Source organism: Mycolicibacterium sp. lyk4-40-TYG-92 (genome assembly GCF_030209435.1).
Taxonomy (GTDB): Bacteria; Actinomycetota; Actinomycetes; order Mycobacteriales; family Mycobacteriaceae; genus Mycobacterium.
This window is the reverse complement of the sequence record NZ_JARVRX010000010.1, coordinates 156782-175605: the sequence shown is the minus strand read 5'-3', so window position 1 is coordinate 175605 and position 18824 is coordinate 156782. Positions and strand designations below refer to the sequence as shown.

The window sequence follows — 18824 nt, the reverse complement described above, 5'->3', positions numbered from 1 at the left end:
GTAGCTACCCCTGCAAGCCAGGGGCAGGGGCTACAACAGCTCCAACAAAAACGGTAACTCTTGGGCGGCGTACCACGCCAGATCATGATCCTGAGCATCTCCGACGGTGAGCTCGGCGTCCTCGTCACCGAGGTCGGCAGCGTCCACGACGGCCACCGCAGCAAGCACCGCCGGCTCGGCCGCCGAGTTGTCGACGTACGCCGCGATCACGTCGGCCAGCTTGACCGGCCCGGCCAGACGCACCACCGCGTCATCGAGGTCGGGGCGCACCGTCACGTCGTCGGCCTCGGCCACCAGCACCGCCCGCCGCGGCGGCAACCCGGCGTCCGCACCGACTCCTTCGCCGGCCAGCAGTCGCAGTGATGCCAGCGCCGCTTCCTGCAGCGCGATCTCGCCGAGCTCGTCCTCGTCACCGTGCGCGTACGCCTCACGCAGGGTCGGCGTCACCGCGAATGCGGTACCGCTGCGGGCCGGCATCACCCCGTCGCCCACGAGTTGCGTGAGCATGGCCAGGGTCGCCGGAATGTAGACGCGCACCAGGGCACTCTAAAGGGATCTCTCGGGATCGCCCATCAGCGCGGCCACGTGATCTGGCACATAGGTGGTGAGTTCCCGCGAGGGCCGGAGGTACGTCCCGGTGATCACCGGACGCTCTGGCAGCTCCACCTTCGGATGGTCGACCGGCGCGTACGGGATCGTCGACAACAAATGCGAGATCATGTTGAGCCGCGCGTGCTTCTTGATATCGGATTCGACGACGAACCACGGACTCTGCGGGATGTCACAGTGCACCATCATCTCGTCCTTGGCCCGCGAGTAGTCCTCCCAGCGGAACACCGACTCCAGGTCCATGGGCGAGAGCTTCCACTGCCGGACCGGATCGTTCAGGCGGGACCGGAACCGCTTCAGCTGTTCCCCGTCGGAGACCGAGAACCAGTACTTGCGCAGGATGATGCCGTCGTCGATCAGCATCTGCTCGAAGATCGGGGTCTGGCGCAGGAACAGCGCGTGCTCCTGAGGGGTGCAGAAGCCCATCACCTTCTCGACGCCGGCCCGGTTGTACCAGGACCGGTCGAACAGCACGATCTCGCCTTTGGCCGGCAGGTGCGCGATGTAGCGCTGGTAGTACCACTCGCCCCGTTCCCGGTCACTCGGCGCCGGCAGCGCCGCGACCCGCGCGATGCGCGGGCTCAGGTACTCGGTGATGCGCTTGATGGTGCCGCCCTTGCCCGCGGCGTCGCGGCCCTCGAAGACGATCACGACGCGGGCACCGGTGGCACGCACCCACTCCTGCAGCTTCACCAGCTCGGTCTGCAGCCGGAAGATCTCGGCCTCGTAGACGTCGTTGGGGATCTTGCGGGCCCTCTTCGCCATCAGCGTGCCGCCTCTCGCAACTCGTCGAGCGCTTCGCGCAGCAGGCTGGGAAACACGTCGACGTCGCTCATCGCCTCGCGGTCGGCGTTGATGCCGTAGTAGAGGCTGCCGTTGTACGACGTGATGCCGAGGGCCAGCACCTGATTGTTCAGCAACGGCGGCACCGCGTAGGTGTCCAGCAACTTGGTGCCCGCGACGTACATCTGCTTCTGCGCGCCCGGCACGTTGGTGATCAGCAGGTTGAACTGGCGCGCCGGGAAGCTCGTCGCGACCCGGGTGCCCATGGCGTGCAGCGTCGGCGGCGCGAACCCCGACAGCGTGACGATGGTGCGCGCGTCGACCGGGGTGGTTGTGGTGGCCTGGGTCTCGGTGGCGTGCGCGATCTGGGACAGCCGGACGAGCGCGTTGTTCTCACCCACCGGCAGGTCCACCAGGAAGGGCGTCACCTCGCTGATCGCCTGGCCGGGGCCGGCGGTCTCCAGGTGGTCGGTTTCGGGGTAGACGGACATCGGCGCCATGGCCCGCACCGTCAGACCCGTCGACACCGATTGACCGCGGGACATCAGCCAGTTCCGCAGCGCGCCGGTCACCACCGACAGCACCACGTCGTTGACGTCGCAGTCGAAGCGCGTCCGCAGCTGGCGGTACTCCTCGAGCTCGTGTTTGGCGACGGTGAAGCGCCGGTTGCGCGACACCGTGGCATTCAGCGGGCTGCTCGGGGCGGTCCCGCGCACCAGAGTGCGGGCCACGTCGATGACCCGCCGGCCGGCCTCGACGAACTGTTCGGTGCTGGAGATCATGTCCGTGGCGGCCGACTGCACGGCAGCCAGCTGTGCCGTCGGCCGGGTGATCCACTCACCGATGGCGCCCAGCAGCAGCGAGACGTCGCTGGGCTCGCGGCCCGGGATCCAGATGTCCTCGCCGAAGTCGGGCGGCTTCTGCGTCCGGTCGGCGATGACGTGCCCGATCTCCAGCGCCGTCATGCCGTTGACGAGCGCCTGGTGGGTCTTGGTGTAGATCGCCAGGCGGTTGTCGGAGAGCCCTTCGACCAGGCACATCTCCCACAGCGGCCGGGTCTTGTCCAGCGGCCGCGAGCCGAGGCGGGCCACCAGATCGTGGAGCTGGGCATCACTGCCCGGAGACGGCAGCGCCGAACGCCGGATGTGATACGTGATGTCGAAGTCGCGGTCGTCGACCCAGACCGGCCGGGCCAGACCGAGCGTGACCTCGCGGACCTTCTGCCGGTAGCGCGGGATCTGCGGCAGCCGGGCCTCGACGGTCGCCAACAGCGTCTCGTAGCTCAGGCCGGCGCGCGGCTTACGCAGGATGGACAGCGTCCCGACGTACATGGGTGTCGATGAGTCTTCCAGCCCGTAGAACGACGCGTCTGACGCCGACAACCGGGTCACCATGCAGCCCGCTCTCCTTCACCCCTGGCGGATCGACCCCGTCACGGTATCCCCGGGGCCGGTCCCCTGCAGCACCGGATCGGCGAATTGGCGTCGAGCACCTGGTGAAACCGGTGCGATGATTTAGCGGTCTGCGACTCTCCAGCAGATGCGCCTCATGCACTGACCGACCGCTGGAGAGATTTCATGACCGCATCGACCCGTATCGACGTCGACCTGACCGCGCCGATCGTCGACTACGAGCCCGCGCCGATCGAGACGGGCGCGACGGTCCGGGCTCCCAAGCGGCTGCAGGTGGTCGCCGATCCTGAACCCGGCTGCGTCACCGCATCCGCCGTCGACGCGCCGCCCGAGGTCGCGCCGCCCACGCCCGCGCTGATGTTCGCCGACGCCGCACTGCGCCGGGTCCTGGAGGTCAGCGACCGGCGCCGTCCGATGGCGCAATTGCGCCCCCTGGTCACCCCGACGTTGTTCGACGCCATGTCGTCATGGCCCCGTCACACCCGGACCGACGGCACGGCAGCGCTGCGCCGGGTGCGGATGCGGACCGCCCGCGAACGGGACGGACTGCCGACGGCGGTCGAGGTGTTCGCCACCTTCAGCCGCGGGCCACGACTGCACGCCGCCGCCGGACGCATCGAAATGCTGGGCGGGCGTTGGCAATTCGTGGCCCTGCAGCTGGGTTGAGCAGGTCAGCCGCGCTTCTGCTTCCGCGCCGCCTCACGACGTTCCCGTCGGGAGCCGGCGCCTGCAGCGTGGCGCCCGCCGCCCGGACGACGGACCTCCGCGGACCCGTCCTCGGCCGGGCCACTGTAGGTCATGGCCGGTGCCCTGTCCTCAATTCCCTTGGCGCGCAAAGCGGCCGGCACGGCCTGCTCTTGGGCGGCGTTCTGCTCGGCCTCCGCAGCGAACTGCGCGAGTCCCTGCGGTGCCGCGACCGGAGCCACCTGCGGCGCCTGCTGAGCCTCGACCTGCACGTTGAACAGGAAGCCGACCGACTCCTCCTTCAACCCTTCGAGCATGCCCGTGAACATGTCGAAGCCCTCGCGCTGGTACTCGACCAGCGGATCGCGCTGCGCCATGGCCCGCAGGCCGATGCCCTCCTTGAGGTAGTCCATCTCATAGAGGTGCTCACGCCACTTGCGGTCGATGACGTTCAGCAGCACGCTGCGTTCCAGCTGCCGCATGGCGCCGGGACCGGCGATGGCCTCCAGGTCTGCTTCGCGCTTGGCGTAAGCCTTTTCGGCGTCGGCGATCAGCGCCTCGCGCAGCTCGTCCTGCGTCAGCTCGCCCGGCTCGCCGACCGCGTCGGAGTCGATCAGGTCGTGGTAGTCCAGGCCCACCGGGTACAGCGTCTTGAGCGCGTCCCACAGCTTGGCCAGATCCCAGTCCTCGGCGTAGCCCTCGGCGGTGGCGCCGTCGACGTAGGCGGTGATGACGTCGACCAGCATCTTGTGCGCCGTCTCCTGGACGTCCTCGCCCTCGAGGATCGCCTTGCGCTCGCGGTAGATGACCTTGCGCTGCTGGTTCATCACCTCGTCGTACTTGAGGACGTTCTTGCGGACCTCGAAGTTCTGCTGCTCGACCTGGGTCTGCGCGCTCTTGATCGCGCGGGTCACCATCTTTGCCTCGATCGGCACATCGTCCGGCAGGTTCAGCCGGGTCAGCAGCGCCTCGAGGGTGGCACCGTTGAAGCGGCGCATCAGCTCGTCGGACAGGGACAGGAAGAACCGGGACTCGCCCGGGTCGCCCTGACGGCCGGAGCGGCCGCGCAGCTGGTTGTCGATACGACGCGACTCGTGGCGTTCGGTGCCCAGCACGTACAGGCCACCGACCTCGCGGACCTTCTTGGCCTCTTCTTCGACCAGCTGCTTGACCTTCGGCAGTTCCTCGTGCCAGGCCGCTTCGTATTCCTCGGGAGTCTCGACCGGGTCCAGACCGCGCTTGCGCAGGCGCGCGTCGGCGATGAAGTCGACGTTGCCGCCCAGCACGATGTCGGTACCGCGGCCGGCCATGTTGGTGGCGACCGTGACGGCCTTCAGCCGGCCCGCCTCGGCGATGATGCTCGCTTCCTTTTCGTGGTACTTCGCGTTGAGCACGTTGTGCGGGATGCGGCGCTTGGTGAACTGCTTGGACAGGTACTCCGAACGCTCCACGCTGGTGGTACCGATCAGGACCGGCTGGCCCTTCTCGTAACGCTCCTGCACGTCGTCGACGACGGCGATGTACTTGGCCTCTTCGGTCTTGTAGATCAGGTCGGACTGGTCCTGGCGGATCATCTCGCGGTTGGTCGGGATCTGCACCACGCCGAGCTTGTAGATCTCGTGCAGCTCAGCGGCCTCGGTTTCGGCCGTACCGGTCATGCCGGAGAGCTTGTCGTAGAGCCGGAAGTAGTTCTGCAGCGTGATGGTGGCCAGGGTCTGGTTCTCGGCCTTGATCTCGACGTGCTCCTTGGCCTCGATGGCCTGGTGCATGCCCTCGTTGTAGCGGCGGCCCACCAGCACGCGGCCGGTGAACTCGTCGACGATGACGACCTCGCCGTCGCGGACGATGTAGTCCTTGTCGCGCTGGAACAGTTCCTTGGCCTTGATGGCGTTGTTCAGGTAGCTGACCAGCGGCGAGTTCGCGGCTTCGTAGAGGTTGTCGATGCCCAGCTGGTTCTCGACGAACTCCACGCCCGCTTCGTGCACACCGATGGTGCGCTTGCGGATGTCGACCTCGTAGTGGACGTCCTTCTCCATGAGCGGCGCGATGCGCGCGAACTCGGTGTACCAGTTCGACGCACCGTCGGCGGGTCCGGAGATGATCAGCGGGGTACGGGCCTCGTCGATGAGGATCGAGTCGACCTCGTCGACGATGGCGAAGTTGTGGCCACGCTGGACCATGTCTTCGACCGAGTGCGCCATGTTGTCGCGCAGGTAGTCGAAGCCGAACTCGTTGTTGGTGCCGTAGGTGATGTCGGCGGCGTACGCGGCGCGACGCTCCTCGGGTGTCAGCTGCGACAGGATCACCCCGACGTCCAGTCCGAGGAACCGGTGTACGCGGCCCATCCACTCGCTGTCGCGCTTGGCCAGGTAGTCGTTGACGGTGACGACGTGCACACCCTTGCCGGAGAGCGCGTTGAGGTAGGCAGGGAGCACACAGGTCAGGGTCTTGCCCTCACCGGTCTTCATCTCGGCGACGTTGCCGTAGTGCAGCGCGGCGCCGCCCATCACCTGAACGTCGAAGTGGCGCTGGTCCAGCACCCGCCAGGCGGCCTCGCGGGCGACGGCGAAGGCCTCGGGCAGCAGGTCGTCGAGCGACTCACCGTCGGCGATGCGCTTCTTGAACTCGTCGGTCTTGCCGCGCAGCTCGTCGTCCGACAGCTTCTCGACGTCATCGGACAAGGTGTTCACATAGTCGGCGACCTTTTGCAGGCGCTTGACCATGCGGCCTTCACCGATGCGGAGCAACTTCGACAGCACGCTTTTCCCCTGTGGGTCTGGAACGGATATACGTCAGCGGGTTAGACGTGACCATCGTAGGTGACCGGCGGAATCGGCAGATAAGAGTGCGCCCCCGGCGGTTCGGCCGGGGGCGCATCAGCGGGACCTCAGGACAGGCGGATCAGTCCGTAGTCATAGGCGTGTCTGCGGTAGACCACCGTCGGCCGGTCGCTCTCCTTGTCGTGGAACAGGAAGAAGTCGTGTCCGACGAGCTCCATCTCGTAGAGCGCGTCGTCGACCGTCATCGGGTTGGCCGGGTGCTCCTTGACGCGAACCACCTGGCCGGGCACGTGGTCATCGAGCTCGGCGGAGGCAGCCTGGCTCGGCGGCGTGGGCAGGTCCTCGGGCGGGACGATGGACGTCGCCTCGGCGAGGCTCACCGGCGTCTTGTCGCCGTAGTGGATCTTGCGGCGGTCCTTGCTGCGCCTCAGCCGGTTCTCGAGTTTGCCGACGGCGGCTTCGAGAGCGGCGTAGAAGCTGTCGGCGCACGCTTCGCCGCGGACCACCGGACCGCGACCCCGCGCGGTGATCTCGACATGCTGGCAGTTCTTGCGCTGGCGCCGATTCTTCTCGTGGTCGAGTTCGACGTCGAACAGGTAGATGGTGCGATCGAAGCGCTCCAGTCGGGAGAGCTTCTCGGAAACGTAGATGCGGAAATGTTCGGGGACCTCGACGTTGCGGCCCTTGACGACGACGTCGGCGTGCGGTTCGGACGCAGGCTCGGCATCTTCGGCAAACATGGTCGAGCGGACGGAATCCACGGATTGTGTTGTCATGCTTAGCAACTCGCTTCTCTCTCGCAGTGCACGTGTGGCTCTTCTTGCACACGGTCTGAACTACGCGCCGAGCGGGTCTGCAAGTCGCCGCAGCCCGGCGCAAGGTGTTGACTACTCACCTCCTACCGCTGTCAGCGATTTGGTACCGAGTGAATGTGTCGGTACCGCCGTGAGGCTTCACGGATGGTTGCAGCCGACGGTAGTCCGAGTTCACCTAGTCGTGCCACCGATTTCGCATACCGGTTTTGAGAACTTCATATCGAGTTGATGTAGGTGCGTTGCGGGCCGTGTCCTACCGCCTCGAAGCTCATGCGTGTGCTATCGCGAGCACGGCCGAAACCTGTGCTCCGAAGGTTTGCAGGACGCGCACCGCCTCGGCCGCCGTCGTACCCGTCGTCACCACGTCGTCGAACACAATGGCCTCCCCAGCCACCGGTGTGCGCTGCCGGACCCGGCCGCGGATATTGCGCTGTCGTTGCGCACTGGACAGGCCGACGGAGTCTTTGGTGAAGGCCCGCATGGCCAGCGCGGGCTGGACCGTCACGCCCGTCATGCGGCCGGCAGCGGCCCGGGCGATCTTCGCGACGGGGTCGCCGCCGCGTCGCCGGGCGGCCAGGCTGCGGGTCGGTGCGGGCACCACCGTCAGCGGCGGCACGATCAGGCCCCAGGTGATCAGGGTGTGCAGGGCTACTGCGACCGCGTCGGCCAGCGGCGCGACGAGATCGGTGCGGCCGTGTTCTTTGAGCCCGACGACGGCCCGCCTTCTGGCGCCGGCGTAGCGCCCGAGCGCGAACACCGGCACGCCCGGATCCTCACGCGGCGTGACGACGTGCGGTTCGTCGGGGCGGACCGTCAGTTCGGCCGCGCAAGCGGGACACCACCGGGTCGACGGTGCGCCGCAGCCACCGCATTCGACGGGCAGAACCAGGTCGAGCATGGCGTCAGCATGCCGGTGGGGTACGACAGCGGGCCGGTTCAGCCAGGCAGCACCGGCAGCGCGCCGGCGAGCATCAGCGGCCGGACATCGGTCCACATCAGGTTGTTGTCCGCTGCCGAACCCGACAGCTGCAGCACACCGCGCTGGTCGGCGAGGTACACCGTCGAGGTGTTGGCCGCCACGGTGGACACCGGGACCACCAGGTTCCGGGTGGGGCCGTCGGAGTTCACGCCGTCGAGGTTGACGTATGACACGGGGTGCGCGCCATCGGTGCGGGTCACCACGATGTCGTCGCCGGTGCGCCAGGACAGCGACTGCGCCGTGTTGCCCAGACCGAAACCGAGGCGGCGCGGGTAGGTGAGCGCGAGCTGGCCGCCCTCACGCTGCTCGACGCTGGCCAGGATCACCTGGCCGTTGATCACCATGGCGGCGCGGGTGGCGTCGCGGGACAGCTGCAGCGCGCTGATCGGGCCGGGGAACTTGGTGGCCACGGCCGACGAGTCGACGGGGATGCGGGCGGGCTGGCCCGATGCCGCCTCCTGGATCGCGCGCACGACGTTGGTGCCGTCGACCACGATCCAGATCGCGTCGTCGAGCGACCAGCTGGGACGCGACAGCGTGTGCGCGTCGAGTGCCTGAGCGGCGTCGCCGTTGACCGGGCCCACCCACAGCGACTGCGCCATGTCCGGGGCCCCGGGCCGCAATGTCACCACCGAGGCGACCTCCTGCCCACTGCGCGACAGGGCAGCCGAGGTCTGGCCCGGCAGCTGGCCGAACGCGCCGGCGACCCGCGGCGCGTTGTCGCCTTCCAGGGACACCAGCGATCCCCCGGCCAGGGCATGCAGGCCGGCCGCGGCGCCGGGATCGGCACCCGGATCGGTGGCCGCGACGTCGGAGGTGTTCCAGCCTTCGGCGAAGCGGTCGTCGAGGGCGGCGCCGTCGGCGTTGATCACGTACGGGCCGTTGACGCCGGCCCGGAACAGCGTCCAGATGATCTGCGCCGCAAGCAATTGCCGACTGTGCGGGTCGGTGGTCGACAGGCTCTCGAGGTCGATGCGGGCACCGCCGTAGCCGCGGCCGACGCCGGTCTTGCCGCCGTCGGCCCGGGTCACCGGACCGCGCAGCCGCAGCGGTGCGGCCATCAGATTCCGCACGCTGCTGGCCATTTCGGGCCGCGGCCCGGACAGCAGCTTGGTGACGAGTTCGGTGGCCAGCTGGTCCGGGTCGGACACCGCGACGTAGCGCGGGTCGGGCACGACGGTCTTGCCGGTCGGGTCGACGAAGTACAGCGTGTCCCGTTTGTAGGTGGACTGGAACTGTTGCCAGTCCAGGAACACCCCGTTGGGCAGCTTGTCGATGCGCCAGCCGCGCGGTGTCTTCACCAGGTCGATGGGACCGGGATCGGGCAGCGCACCCTCGCCCGTCTCGAATACCCCGACGTCCGACAGCGAGCCCAGGATGTCGGCGTGCATGGTCACCGAAACCTTGTCCGTACCACGGGTTTCCACGAATACGACGCGGTCGATCAGCAGGGCGCTGCCGGCGTCGTCCCACGAACGGGATGCCGATTCGGTGAGGAACTGGCGTGCCGCGAGGTGTCGGTTCGCGGGATCGGCGGTGGCTTTGAGGAATTCGCGCAGCAGCAGGTCCGGGTCCATGCCGGGCGACGGCGTCGGCAGATTGCGCGGGGCCGGCCGGTCGACGGTGCCGACGGCCTGCGGCGCCGACGAACTGGGTACACCGGCGCATCCCGTCAGGACCAGCAGCAGCACGGCCCAGAGCGCCAATGCCCCTTTCACGACGTCTCCCCCGCGGGCAGTTCCCCGGATGAGAGTGCCGTAACCGATTTGGGCCCAGTGGGTTTGAGGGGCAACGGACTGGTGGTCACCTTGTGGCCGCGCACCAGCGGCAGCGTGAGCCGGAAGCAGGCACCGTGCCCGGGCTCGCCCCAGGCCTCCAGGCGACCCTGGTGCAGGCGAGCGTCCTCGATGCTGATGGCCAGGCCAAGACCGGTGCCACCGGAGCGGCGCACCCGCGAGGGGTCGGACCGCCAGAACCGGCTGAACACCATCTTCTCCTCGCCCGGGCGCAGGCCCACGCCGAAATCGCGGACCGTCACTGCCACGGTATCCACATCGGCCGCCATCTTGATCTGAACGGGCTTCTTCTCCGCATGGTCGATCGCGTTGGCGATGAGGTTGCGCAGGATGCGCTCGACACGGCGCGGATCCACCTCGGCGATGACGGCCTCGTCCGGAAGATGCACGGCGAGTTTGATATTGGCGTCGTCGGCCAGGTGCCCGACGTTGTCGAGCGCGCTCTGCACGGTGTCACGCAGGTCGACCGACTCGACCGACAGCTCGGCCACACCGGCATCGTGGCGGGAGATTTCCAGCAGATCGGCCAGCAGCGTCTCGAAACGGTCCAGTTCATTGACCATCAACTCGGTCGAGCGCCGCAGCGCCGGGTCGAGTTCCTCGCTGTGGTCGTAGATCAGGTCGGCGGCCATGCGCACCGTCGTCAGCGGCGTCCGCAGCTCGTGGCTGACGTCAGAGGTGAAGCGGCGCTGCAGGTTTCCGAACTCTTCGAGCTGGGTGATCTGCTTGTGCAGGCTCTCGGCCATGTCGTTGAACGACACCGCCAGGCGCGCCATGTCGTCCTCACCACGCACGGGCATGCGCTCGGTGAGGTGGCCCTCGGCGAACCGCTCGGCGATGCGCGACGCCGAGCGCACCGGCAGCACGATCTGCCGTGCCACCAACAAGGCGATGGCCGCGAGCAGGCCCAGCAACACGATGCCGCCGGTGGCCATGGTGCCGCGTACGAGAGCGATGGTGCTCTCTTCGTTGCTCAGCGGAAAGATCAGGTACAGCTCGAGATTGGTGACCTGTGACGACGTCGGGCTGCCGACGATCAGCGCGGGACCGGAGAACCCGTCGGTGTGGACGGTCGCGTACTGGTAGCTGACCTGACCCGCTTTGACGAAGTCCCGCAACGAATTCGGGATCTCGCCCACCGGTCCGGCCGACGTGGCCGCGCGCGGACCGTCACCCGGCACCACCAGCACCGCATCGAACGCGCCGGCCAGCCGCGAGCCCGAATCGACCTTGCGGTCGATCAACGTGTTGCGCGCCAGCTGCAGGCTGCTGTTGAGCGAGCGTGTCTCCTCGCCGCCGACGATGCCGCTCACCGTCGTGCGGGCGTGCTCGACCTCTTCGGTACCGGCACGGACCTTGGCTTCGAGAATGCGGTCGGTGATCTGACTGGTCAGCACGAAACCGAGCACGAGAATGACGGCAAGGGACAAACCCAGCGTCAGCGACACCACACGCAGTTGCAACGAACGGCGCCACGCGTAACCGACCACCCGGCCGACTGCGCCCAGCCCACGCACGAACGCACCCGAGCCGAAACCGCCTCGGATGCGTCGTCGGGATCCCCAGATCACCGTCGGATCACGGCGGTCCGGCCTTGTATCCCACTCCTCGAACGGTCAGCACCACCTGCGGGTTCTCCGGGTCCTTCTCGACCTTGGCCCGCAGGCGCTGCACGTGGACGTTCACCAGGCGGGTGTCTGCCGGGTGGCGGTAGCCCCACACCTGTTCAAGCAGCACGTCACGGGTGAACACCTGGCGCGGCTTCCGGGCGAGCGCGACCAGCAGGTCGAACTCCAGCGGCGTCAGCGAAATCTGCTCACCCTGACGGGTCACCTTGTGGGCCGGCACGTCGATGTCGACGTCGGCGATGGACAGCATTTCTGCCGGCTCGTCGTCGTTGCGGCGCAACCGCGCCCGCACCCGGGCCACGAGTTCCTTCGGTTTGAAGGGCTTCATGACGTAGTCGTCGGCGCCGGACTCCAGGCCCAGCACCACGTCGACCGTGTCGGTCTTCGCGGTCAGCATGACGATCGGCACGCCCGAGTCGGCGCGCAGCACACGGCACACGTCGATGCCGTTCATTCCGGGCAGCATGAGGTCCAACAGCACCAGATCCGGGCGCAGCTCGCGGACCGCGGTCAGCGCCTGGCTGCCGTCACCGATGACGGCGGTGTCGAAGCCTTCGCCCCGCAGCACGATGGTGAGCATCTCGGCCAGAGATGGGTCGTCGTCGACGACCAGAATGCGTTGCCTCATGGCGTCCATGGTGTCACCAGATCGCGATAAAGCTGTGATCTCCGATGGGTGTTTTGCCTCTTACCTGACAACTTGCTGCTAGACGACGCGGCCCGATCACCCCAGCAGCGTTGCGGCCAGCTCCCCCGGGTCGACGTCTGGCGCGACCAAAGCCCAACGGCCGACCCAATTTTCGGCTGCGAGCGCCGTGTACACGGCAGCGGTGCGGCCCTGCAGGCCGCCGTCGCGCTCATAGGCGTCGCGGGTCCGCGTCTTGTCTTGAGCTTCCCGGCGCGCCGCCCGCTCCGCGGCAAGATCGGTCGGCACATTGAGGTAGAGCTGCCAATCCGGCACCGGCAGCGCCAACCGCTCGAACTCCAGCTGCCGCACCCAGGCGACGACGTCCCCGTCGGCGTCCTGGTGCAGCCGGGCCGCGCTGTAGGCGGCGTTGGAGGCGACGTACCGATCGAGGATCACCACATCATTCGCGTCGCTCAATTCCGCGATCTCCGCCTTGGCGCCCGCGCGGTCGAGCGCGAACAGCATCGCCATGGCGTACACCGACTCCGCCAGGTCGCCGTGCCGGCCGTGCAGCGCCTCCGCCGCGATATCCGCCTCGACCGACCGGCCGTACCGCGGGAACGCCACGGTGGTCACCGACTTGCCGCGGGCCTCGAACTGCGCCCGCAGCCCCTGGGTCAGGGTGTTCTTCCCGGCACCATCGACGCCTTCGATTGCGATCAGCACGTGGCGAGACTAATTGCTGAATTCGATATATCTGCTGCGCGACGTCACAGAAACATCGCAGAAATCGCGCGGTGATGCCCGCTCAGTACTTTCGCGCGATGGCGACCAAGATCGAACCTCCCCAAAGCGAGATGATCCGGCTCGCCAACAAGCCACCGTGGTACTCGTCGCTTTTCGTGCAGCTGCTCGTTGCGATCGTCGCCGGAATCCTGGTCGGCTGGCTGCAACCGAAGGTCGGCGCGGACCTCAAGCCGTTCGCCGACGGCTTCATCAAGCTGATCAAGATGCTGATCGCGCCGATCATCTTCTGCACCGTCGTGCTGGGCATCGCACACGTCGGTGACCTCAAGTCGGTCGGCCGGATCGGCGTGAAAGCGTTGATCTACTTCGAAGCGGTGACCACCTTCGCGCTGCTCTTCGGGCTGGTGGTCGGCAACATCGTGAAACCCGGGGCAGGTTTCCACGTCGACGCCGCCACACTGGCGACCGGGGCCGACGCGATCGCGAAGAAGACCCAGAACAAGGAACTGCCGCACACCGTCGACTTCCTGCTGAACATCATCCCCGAGTCGGTGTTCAAGGCGTTCACCGACAACAACCTGCTCCAGGTGCTGTTCTTCGCCGTCCTGTTCGGGCTGGCGTTGGCGAAGTTCGGCGAGAAGGGGCCGCCCGTCATCCTCGAGATCGTCGACCATCTGAGCCACCTGTTCTTCACCGTCATCGGCTGGGTGATGCGACTCGCGCCGATCGGCGCGTTCGGGGCGATGGCCTACATCGTCGGCCAATACGGCATCAGCTCGCTGGGCAGCTTCGCCAAGCTGATCGGCTGTTGCTATCTCGCGGCCGCGCTTTTCATCCTGGTGCTCGGGGTTGTCGCGAAGGTCTTCGCCGGCGTCAACCTGTACAAATTCCTGGTCTACATCAAGGACGAGATGTTCCTTGCGCTTGGCACCGCGTCCACCGAGGTCGTGCTGCCGCGCATCATGGCCAAGCTGACCAATGCCGGCTGTTCACGCACCACAACAGGTCTGGTGGTGCCGACCGGTTACTCGTTCAATCTCGACGGAGCGACCCTCTACCTCTCGATCTGCGTGCTGTTCCTGGCCCAGGCCCTGGGCGTGAACCTGAGCCTTGGCGAACAGATCACCGCGGTGCTCGTGCTGATGCTGACATCGAAGGGCATGGCCGGGGTCCCCGGCTCGTCCTTCCTCGCGCTGTCGGCGACCGTCGCCGCCATCGGCCACGGGGCCATCCCGGTCGCCGCGGTGGCCCTGCTCCTGGGCGCCGACCGCATCATGGACTCGATGCGCGTTTCGGTGAACCTGCTGGGCAACTGCGTCGCGACGTTCGTGGTGGCCGCGTGGGAAGGGCAACTCGACAAGGACCGCATGCGCAAAGTGCTCGACGGCCAAGACGTTCCCCCGCTCGACGACGCTGACCCGATGGCGGATCGGGCCGCACGCAGTCATGGTCCTGCGTAAACCCGGACGCGCGTAATTGCCGCCCTGACGCACCCCGAGGTGGCAATAGACTGAGCAGTCGGCAAGCACCGACTCGCGCCGTAGGGGGGACCTATGGGACGGCCACTCGAACTCGTCCAATCTGAATTTTCGGCTGCCTCGAACAGCCTGAGCCACTCCGCACAGGAACTGCAGGATGGGCTGTCGCACGTGGACCTGAGCGTTTCTCAACTCCTGACGTCCGATTGGAAAGGCGACGCTGCATCGGCCTTCCGAAAGGTATGGGACCAATGGCACAACGGCGCAGGCCAGGTGGTGCAGGGATTGCAGGCCATGTCGAGCTTGCTCTCGGTGGCCGGACAGCAGTACGGCAACACTGACGAGCAGGGCGGCGCAGCGATCAGTTCGGCCATGGACGGCGGCGGGTCTGCCGGTGGCGGCAGTCCGGCTGCAGCGCCCGCAACGGCGGCTGCGTCGCCAACCGGGGGCGCGTCATCCGGCGCCGGGGGCGGCGCGAGCAGTGTGGCCTCGCAGCTGCCCAGCCTTGCCCAACAGATGATGGGTTCACTGGGTCAGGCAGCCCAGCCACTCTCGCAGGTCGGCCAGATGGCCGCCGGGCTTGCGCAGGCCGGCGCACAGATTGCGACCGCGGCGGCCCAAGCTGGACAGCAAGCGGCGCAAGGCGGCGCCGAGAAGGACGCTCACGAAGCCAAAGACAAGGGCGAGAAAGACGCCGACAAAGACGGCGCCGAAAAAGACCAGGACGAAAAGGCCAGCGATCCCCAGGATGGCGCGGCCGGCGCCCCCACCTCGCCCGGCGCAGCCCCACTGCCGACCTCCACGTCAGACGCTGAACACCGTCGTGAGAACAGGAGAGCCTGATCATGTTCGTGGTGGACCCAGATCAGTTGACCCACGCCGCCGATGACGTAGAAGCGTTCCACAACAAGGTCAAGAGCGTCTTGGAAGAGGTCGAACGGACCATGACGACGTTGCGCGCGTCGTGGCATGGGGAGGCATCCGACGCACAGGCACAGGCACAGCAGCAGTGGAAGACCGGTGCCGAACAAATGGATCAGTCACTTCAGGCTCTGAAGAAGGTCCTGACGGCAGCGCAGAAGAACTACTCCGATGCGGTCAAGAACAACGGTCAGATGTGGGGCGGCACATAGCCGGCCGCCGCGCCCGGCGCAGCCACCGAGGCCGTCGTGCGAATTGAGGTGGAACCCCAGGCGTTGATCACCGCGGGCGCGATGATCAAGTCAGTCGGCGAGCAATTGGCCGCACTGTCAGGCGCATTGAGCGCCGCTTTCAGCAGCGGCCTCGCCTGCGGAATCGATGGGACCGGTCTGGCGTTCGGGCTGAATTACGAGCAGCAGGCCGAGATGTTCGCGACAACGTTGGCCAAGGCCGCCACCGCGTTCAAGAACATCGGATTCATGGTCCAGGTCTCCGGATACAACTATCTCCATGCCGACCAGGCGTCGACGGTCGGCGGTCCAGGCCCCAGCGGCACACCAGGCGAACCACCCAGCACGACCGACGCGCATCTCGACGTACACACCAACATGGGCTTGGTGCCGCCGCCACCGAAATGGTTCCTGGTAGAGCCGCTACTGATGGTTTCAGGAATAGGAACGGCCCTGGGCGTTGCGATGGCCTGGCCGACCGGCGACTCCGGCCTGATGAAAGTCACTGCCGCGCAATGGCACAACATCAACACTGGATTGAACGCGCTGCAGAACCTACTGGCTCCGGCCCGCACGCTTATCGCTGCGCAGAAGATTCCTGAGGGCGCCGCCATCGCGTCGGGGTTGGACACCCTGGACGGCACCATTAACCAATTGGTCCAAGACAGCTCGACCATCGCGACAAAGATCGACGAATTCGCTGCCGGCGTGCAACAAGCCCAAGACGGCATCCGCCGCATATTGGACAGGTTGACATCGTTCAACACGCTCAAAGACCTCCTCACAGGGAAGGGCAAAAAGGTCCTGGAGGAGGTCGCCCGCGATGCCTCGACCCTGCTGAACAACTTTCAGCGACAAGTCAAGGCCCTCACTAGTGTTCTCGACTTCATCAAAGGCAAGCTCAGTGAATGGGCGGACCGCCTCGAGAAGTGGCTCAAACCGACCCTGATCTCCTTGCTCGGCGAGGAAGTCGGCGGAGCCATCGCCGACTACGCCATCTTCCGAATTGATCTCGCCGTCGGCGTGGTGAACGGCGTCATTGGGACCGTGTCGGGTGTCGTGGCCATGGCCGACCCTGATACTTGGAAGGGCATGGCCGATCTCGCGACTGCACTCGCCGAAGACCCGTCGAAAATCCCCGGCACGCTCAAAGAAATGGGTAAGCAGTTCCTGGCGATCGACGCGATCACCGGTGACCACCCGGGCCGCGGAATCGGCGAGGCGGGGTTCAACATCGCTTCGTTGTTCATGCCGGGAGGTGCCGCGTCGAAGACCGGCTCTATTGCCAAAGCCGCGAAGTTCGGTAAGGGCTTGCTTGATGAGGGGAAACTCAGCAAGCTCGGTGATCTGACCGGATTGGGTTCAAAGACAACCAAACTCAATGAGCTCGATCATGTCGGTAATCTAGGCGGCCTGGGCTCCAAGATGCCCGAAGTCCCGGAATTCAAACCCGGCGCGATGCCCGGATCTCCGGACGCGCCAAGGGTTCCCACAGTTCCCGACCCGCCTTCCGGCCCGCGCGGGTTCGACGGCGGCGCCCATGATCCACCAGGACCCGACCACACGCCGGTCAAGGGCGACGGTGGTGGTGGTGGTCCTTCCGAGCGACCAACGGGGCCTGCAGATTCCGGGCCACGACAGCACGAGGGACCAACCAACCCGTCGTCCAATGGGCCTGCGCATTCCACAGACTCCCCGCGGTCGGGTGACGGTCCACGATCGAGCGACGGTCCACGATCGACCGACGGGCCGCGGTCGACCGAGCCGCCGGCCACAAACCACACACCGTCGGGGGATTCTCCGTCGACCGGAGGCCAGCACTCCCCCGAATCATCAACTCGCCCAAACGGTGCCGACGAAGGGCGCACTCCGTCCGCACACGAGCAGCCAAGCGGTCACGATGCGCCGTCTGCGCACGACCATCCCTCGGCACACGACACCGGAGGACACGCGACCAACGATGCGGGGCATGGCGCGGATAGCGGCACCCACGATGGCCGTCAGTCTGGTGACCACTCTCCGAATGCCGACCATCGCCCGAACGCCACCGAATCCGGCGGTCGGAACGAAAGTCACTCTCCCACTGAGCATCAGCCCACGCACGAACCGCGCACAACCGACGCTCCGCACGACCGCAACGGGCAGCCCGCTGATCACTCGCCGGAGCACTCAAGTTTGCCGGACAACAACCCCGCTGAGCGCCACGACTCCGGCACAGCCTCGTCCGGGCTTGCCAACGCGATGGGGGCGGGACTTCACGGGCCTGCCGCCACCCACGGCCCGACGAGCCATAGCCCGAGCGGTGGCGGCCACACACCGCCAGGTAAGCCTGACGGCACGCCGCAGAGTCGGGAAACAACAGCGCCGAAAAGCACACCAGCAGAACGTTCACACGAACGGCCAGCCAATGCCGGCCCGGCGCATGAACGCAACCCAAGCCCGCCGGTCAAACCGACTGGGACGAATGCCGAACAGGGCTTCAGTGACAGGGCCCATGCCGGGGCGGATCCGCAGGTGCGGCGAGAACCAATTGGGCGCGCACCGGAAAAACCAGTAGCTCACGACGAACAACACAGCGAGCACACGCGTCGATCTGCCGATGAGAACCAGGAAACCCACAGCACCACTCCGGCGGAGGCGAACCATCACGCCTCTGACGATGTCGGCGATCGATCGGACGGCCACTCACGCGACTACGATGCCAGCGGCAATACGATCCCCACAGACCAGCTTGTCCACCCTCATGCAGACCTGTTAGACCATGGACTTCTCGACGACGCGGCATCAAACCCCAGTCGAGTCACTGACGCCCTGTCACCAGGTGCGGCGAGTACACACCCGGAGGTGCAGGCTGTGGTTCCAAACAGTTACGACCCACTAGGCGGGCTTCCGCGAGACGACTGGAATCGCGAATTCTGGCCCACCGGCAATCGGGATGCCCACGGGAATCCCGAGTTAGTGTGGCCCGACCCGCAAGCACATCCTCAAGGCTTCAGTACGCCCGAAGACCGGACGCCGACCGTGCTGGAACCAGGCGCCGTTTTCGACAGATTCGGTCCTGGATTCGGGCAATTTGGCTCACCGCTGGGCACTACATTCCCTGAGCGTGCGCTACCGCCGCACAGCCTCGATGCTGGCTACCATCGCTACGAAGTTATTCGACGTCTACCGATTTGGGAGGGCCCGATTGCCCCCGCGATGGGGCAAGTCGGTGGAGGCATTCAGTACTACTTCCCGAATGCAATTGTTGACCTGCTTAATGCCGGCTATCTGAAAGAGGTTCCGCTATGAATCTTACCGAACTTGCAAAGGCACTAGCTTCCATCGGAATTCC

The 18824-nt window shown here is 66.4% G+C and carries 15 protein-coding genes; 5 read left to right on the top strand and 10 right to left on the bottom strand.

The genetic code is table 11. The annotated features are described in order from the left end of the window. Positions 1-30: 30 nt before the first annotated feature. From QRN63_RS15615 to QRN63_RS15605, 3 genes are read right to left on the bottom strand one after another with little or no spacing between them, the layout of a single operon-like run. Entirely contained in the window at positions 31-540 is a 510-nt protein-coding gene (locus QRN63_RS15615; RefSeq protein WP_267318516.1) for a DUF6912 family protein, read from the bottom strand. Positions 541-546: 6 nt separating this feature from the next. After that, positions 547-1374 (bottom strand): polyphosphate kinase 2, encoded by an 828-nt coding sequence (gene ppk2, locus QRN63_RS15610; protein ID WP_267318106.1) that lies wholly within the window; start codon positions 1372-1374, stop codon positions 547-549. Continuing rightward, positions 1374-2786 carry a WS/DGAT/MGAT family O-acyltransferase gene (locus tag QRN63_RS15605; protein WP_285031575.1) on the bottom strand — a complete coding sequence of 471 codons (1413 nt, stop codon included), beginning with the start codon at positions 2784-2786 and terminating at the stop codon, positions 1374-1376. Before QRN63_RS15605 ends, ppk2 begins: the two co-directional genes overlap by 1 nt. Positions 2787-2969: 183 nt before the next feature. Between QRN63_RS15605 and QRN63_RS15600 the strand changes: the two genes are divergently transcribed. Then, positions 2970-3470 carry an Rv3235 family protein gene (locus tag QRN63_RS15600; RefSeq protein ID WP_285031574.1) on the top strand — a complete coding sequence of 167 codons (501 nt, stop codon included), beginning with the start codon at positions 2970-2972 and terminating at the stop codon, positions 3468-3470. A gap of 5 nt (positions 3471-3475) precedes the next feature. Here the strand turns inward: QRN63_RS15600 and secA are convergent, their stop codons facing one another. The 7 genes from secA to QRN63_RS15565 form a co-directional block, all read right to left on the bottom strand. Next, positions 3476-6247 (bottom strand): preprotein translocase subunit SecA, encoded by a 2772-nt coding sequence (secA, locus tag QRN63_RS15595; protein WP_285031573.1) that lies wholly within the window; start codon positions 6245-6247, stop codon positions 3476-3478. 128 nt (positions 6248-6375) lie between these two features. After that, a complete protein-coding gene (gene hpf / locus QRN63_RS15590; RefSeq protein WP_267318110.1) occupies positions 6376-7044 on the bottom strand; it encodes a ribosome hibernation-promoting factor, HPF/YfiA family in 669 nt (222 codons plus the stop codon). 307 nt (positions 7045-7351) lie between these two features. Further along, positions 7352-7981 (bottom strand): ComF family protein, encoded by a 630-nt coding sequence (locus QRN63_RS15585; protein WP_267318111.1) that lies wholly within the window; start codon positions 7979-7981, stop codon positions 7352-7354. A gap of 38 nt (positions 7982-8019) precedes the next feature. Next, complete coding sequence (gene lpqB / locus QRN63_RS15580; protein ID WP_285031572.1) at positions 8020-9780, bottom strand: MtrAB system accessory lipoprotein LpqB; 1761 nt, start codon at positions 9778-9780, stop codon at positions 8020-8022. After that, positions 9777-11429 (bottom strand): MtrAB system histidine kinase MtrB, encoded by a 1653-nt coding sequence (gene mtrB / locus QRN63_RS15575; RefSeq protein WP_060999049.1) that lies wholly within the window; start codon positions 11427-11429, stop codon positions 9777-9779. Before mtrB ends, lpqB begins: the two co-directional genes overlap by 4 nt. 7 nt (positions 11430-11436) lie before the next feature. Continuing rightward, entirely contained in the window at positions 11437-12123 is a 687-nt protein-coding gene (gene mtrA / locus QRN63_RS15570) for a two-component system response regulator MtrA (protein ID WP_020102929.1), read from the bottom strand. 87 nt (positions 12124-12210) lie between these two features. After that, on the bottom strand, positions 12211-12840 hold the full coding sequence (locus QRN63_RS15565) for a dTMP kinase (RefSeq protein ID WP_267318113.1): 630 nt from the start codon (positions 12838-12840) through the stop codon (positions 12211-12213). A gap of 98 nt (positions 12841-12938) precedes the next feature. On the opposite strand from QRN63_RS15565, the gene dctA reads away from it, so the two are divergent. The 4 genes from dctA to QRN63_RS15545 all read left to right on the top strand — a co-directional run bounded on the left by dctA (position 12939) and on the right by QRN63_RS15545 (position 18781). Next, positions 12939-14321, top strand: a complete 1383-nt coding sequence (gene dctA / locus QRN63_RS15560) for a C4-dicarboxylate transporter DctA (protein ID WP_285031571.1) — start codon at positions 12939-12941, stop codon at positions 14319-14321. Positions 14322-14414: 93 nt separating this feature from the next. Then, complete coding sequence (locus tag QRN63_RS15555) at positions 14415-15182, top strand: WXG100 family type VII secretion target (RefSeq protein ID WP_285031570.1); 768 nt, start codon at positions 14415-14417, stop codon at positions 15180-15182. 2 nt (positions 15183-15184) lie between these two features. Then, positions 15185-15472 (top strand): WXG100 family type VII secretion target, encoded by a 288-nt coding sequence (locus tag QRN63_RS15550; RefSeq protein ID WP_267318116.1) that lies wholly within the window; start codon positions 15185-15187, stop codon positions 15470-15472. 36 nt (positions 15473-15508) lie between these two features. Then, positions 15509-18781 carry a glycohydrolase toxin TNT-related protein gene (locus QRN63_RS15545; RefSeq protein ID WP_285031569.1) on the top strand — a complete coding sequence of 1091 codons (3273 nt, stop codon included), beginning with the start codon at positions 15509-15511 and terminating at the stop codon, positions 18779-18781. The last annotated feature ends 43 nt before the right edge of the window (positions 18782-18824 follow it).

Coding starts and splice junctions, on each gene's coding strand:
- ppk2 (WP_267318106.1), bottom strand. CDS start 1,374: ATGGCGAAGAGGGCCCGCAAGATCCCCAACGACGTCTACGAGGCCGAG.
- QRN63_RS15605 (WP_285031575.1), bottom strand. CDS start 2,786: ATGGTGACCCGGTTGTCGGCGTCAGACGCGTCGTTCTACGGGCTGGAA.
- QRN63_RS15600 (WP_285031574.1), top strand. CDS start 2,970: ATGACCGCATCGACCCGTATCGACGTCGACCTGACCGCGCCGATCGTC.
- hpf (WP_267318110.1), bottom strand. CDS start 7,044: ATGACAACACAATCCGTGGATTCCGTCCGCTCGACCATGTTTGCCGAA.
- QRN63_RS15585 (WP_267318111.1), bottom strand. CDS start 7,981: ATGCTCGACCTGGTTCTGCCCGTCGAATGCGGTGGCTGCGGCGCACCG.
- mtrA (WP_020102929.1), bottom strand. CDS start 12,123: ATGGACGCCATGAGGCAACGCATTCTGGTCGTCGACGACGACCCATCT.
- dctA (WP_285031571.1), top strand. CDS start 12,939: ATGGCGACCAAGATCGAACCTCCCCAAAGCGAGATGATCCGGCTCGCC.
- QRN63_RS15555 (WP_285031570.1), top strand. CDS start 14,415: ATGGGACGGCCACTCGAACTCGTCCAATCTGAATTTTCGGCTGCCTCG.
- QRN63_RS15550 (WP_267318116.1), top strand. CDS start 15,185: ATGTTCGTGGTGGACCCAGATCAGTTGACCCACGCCGCCGATGACGTA.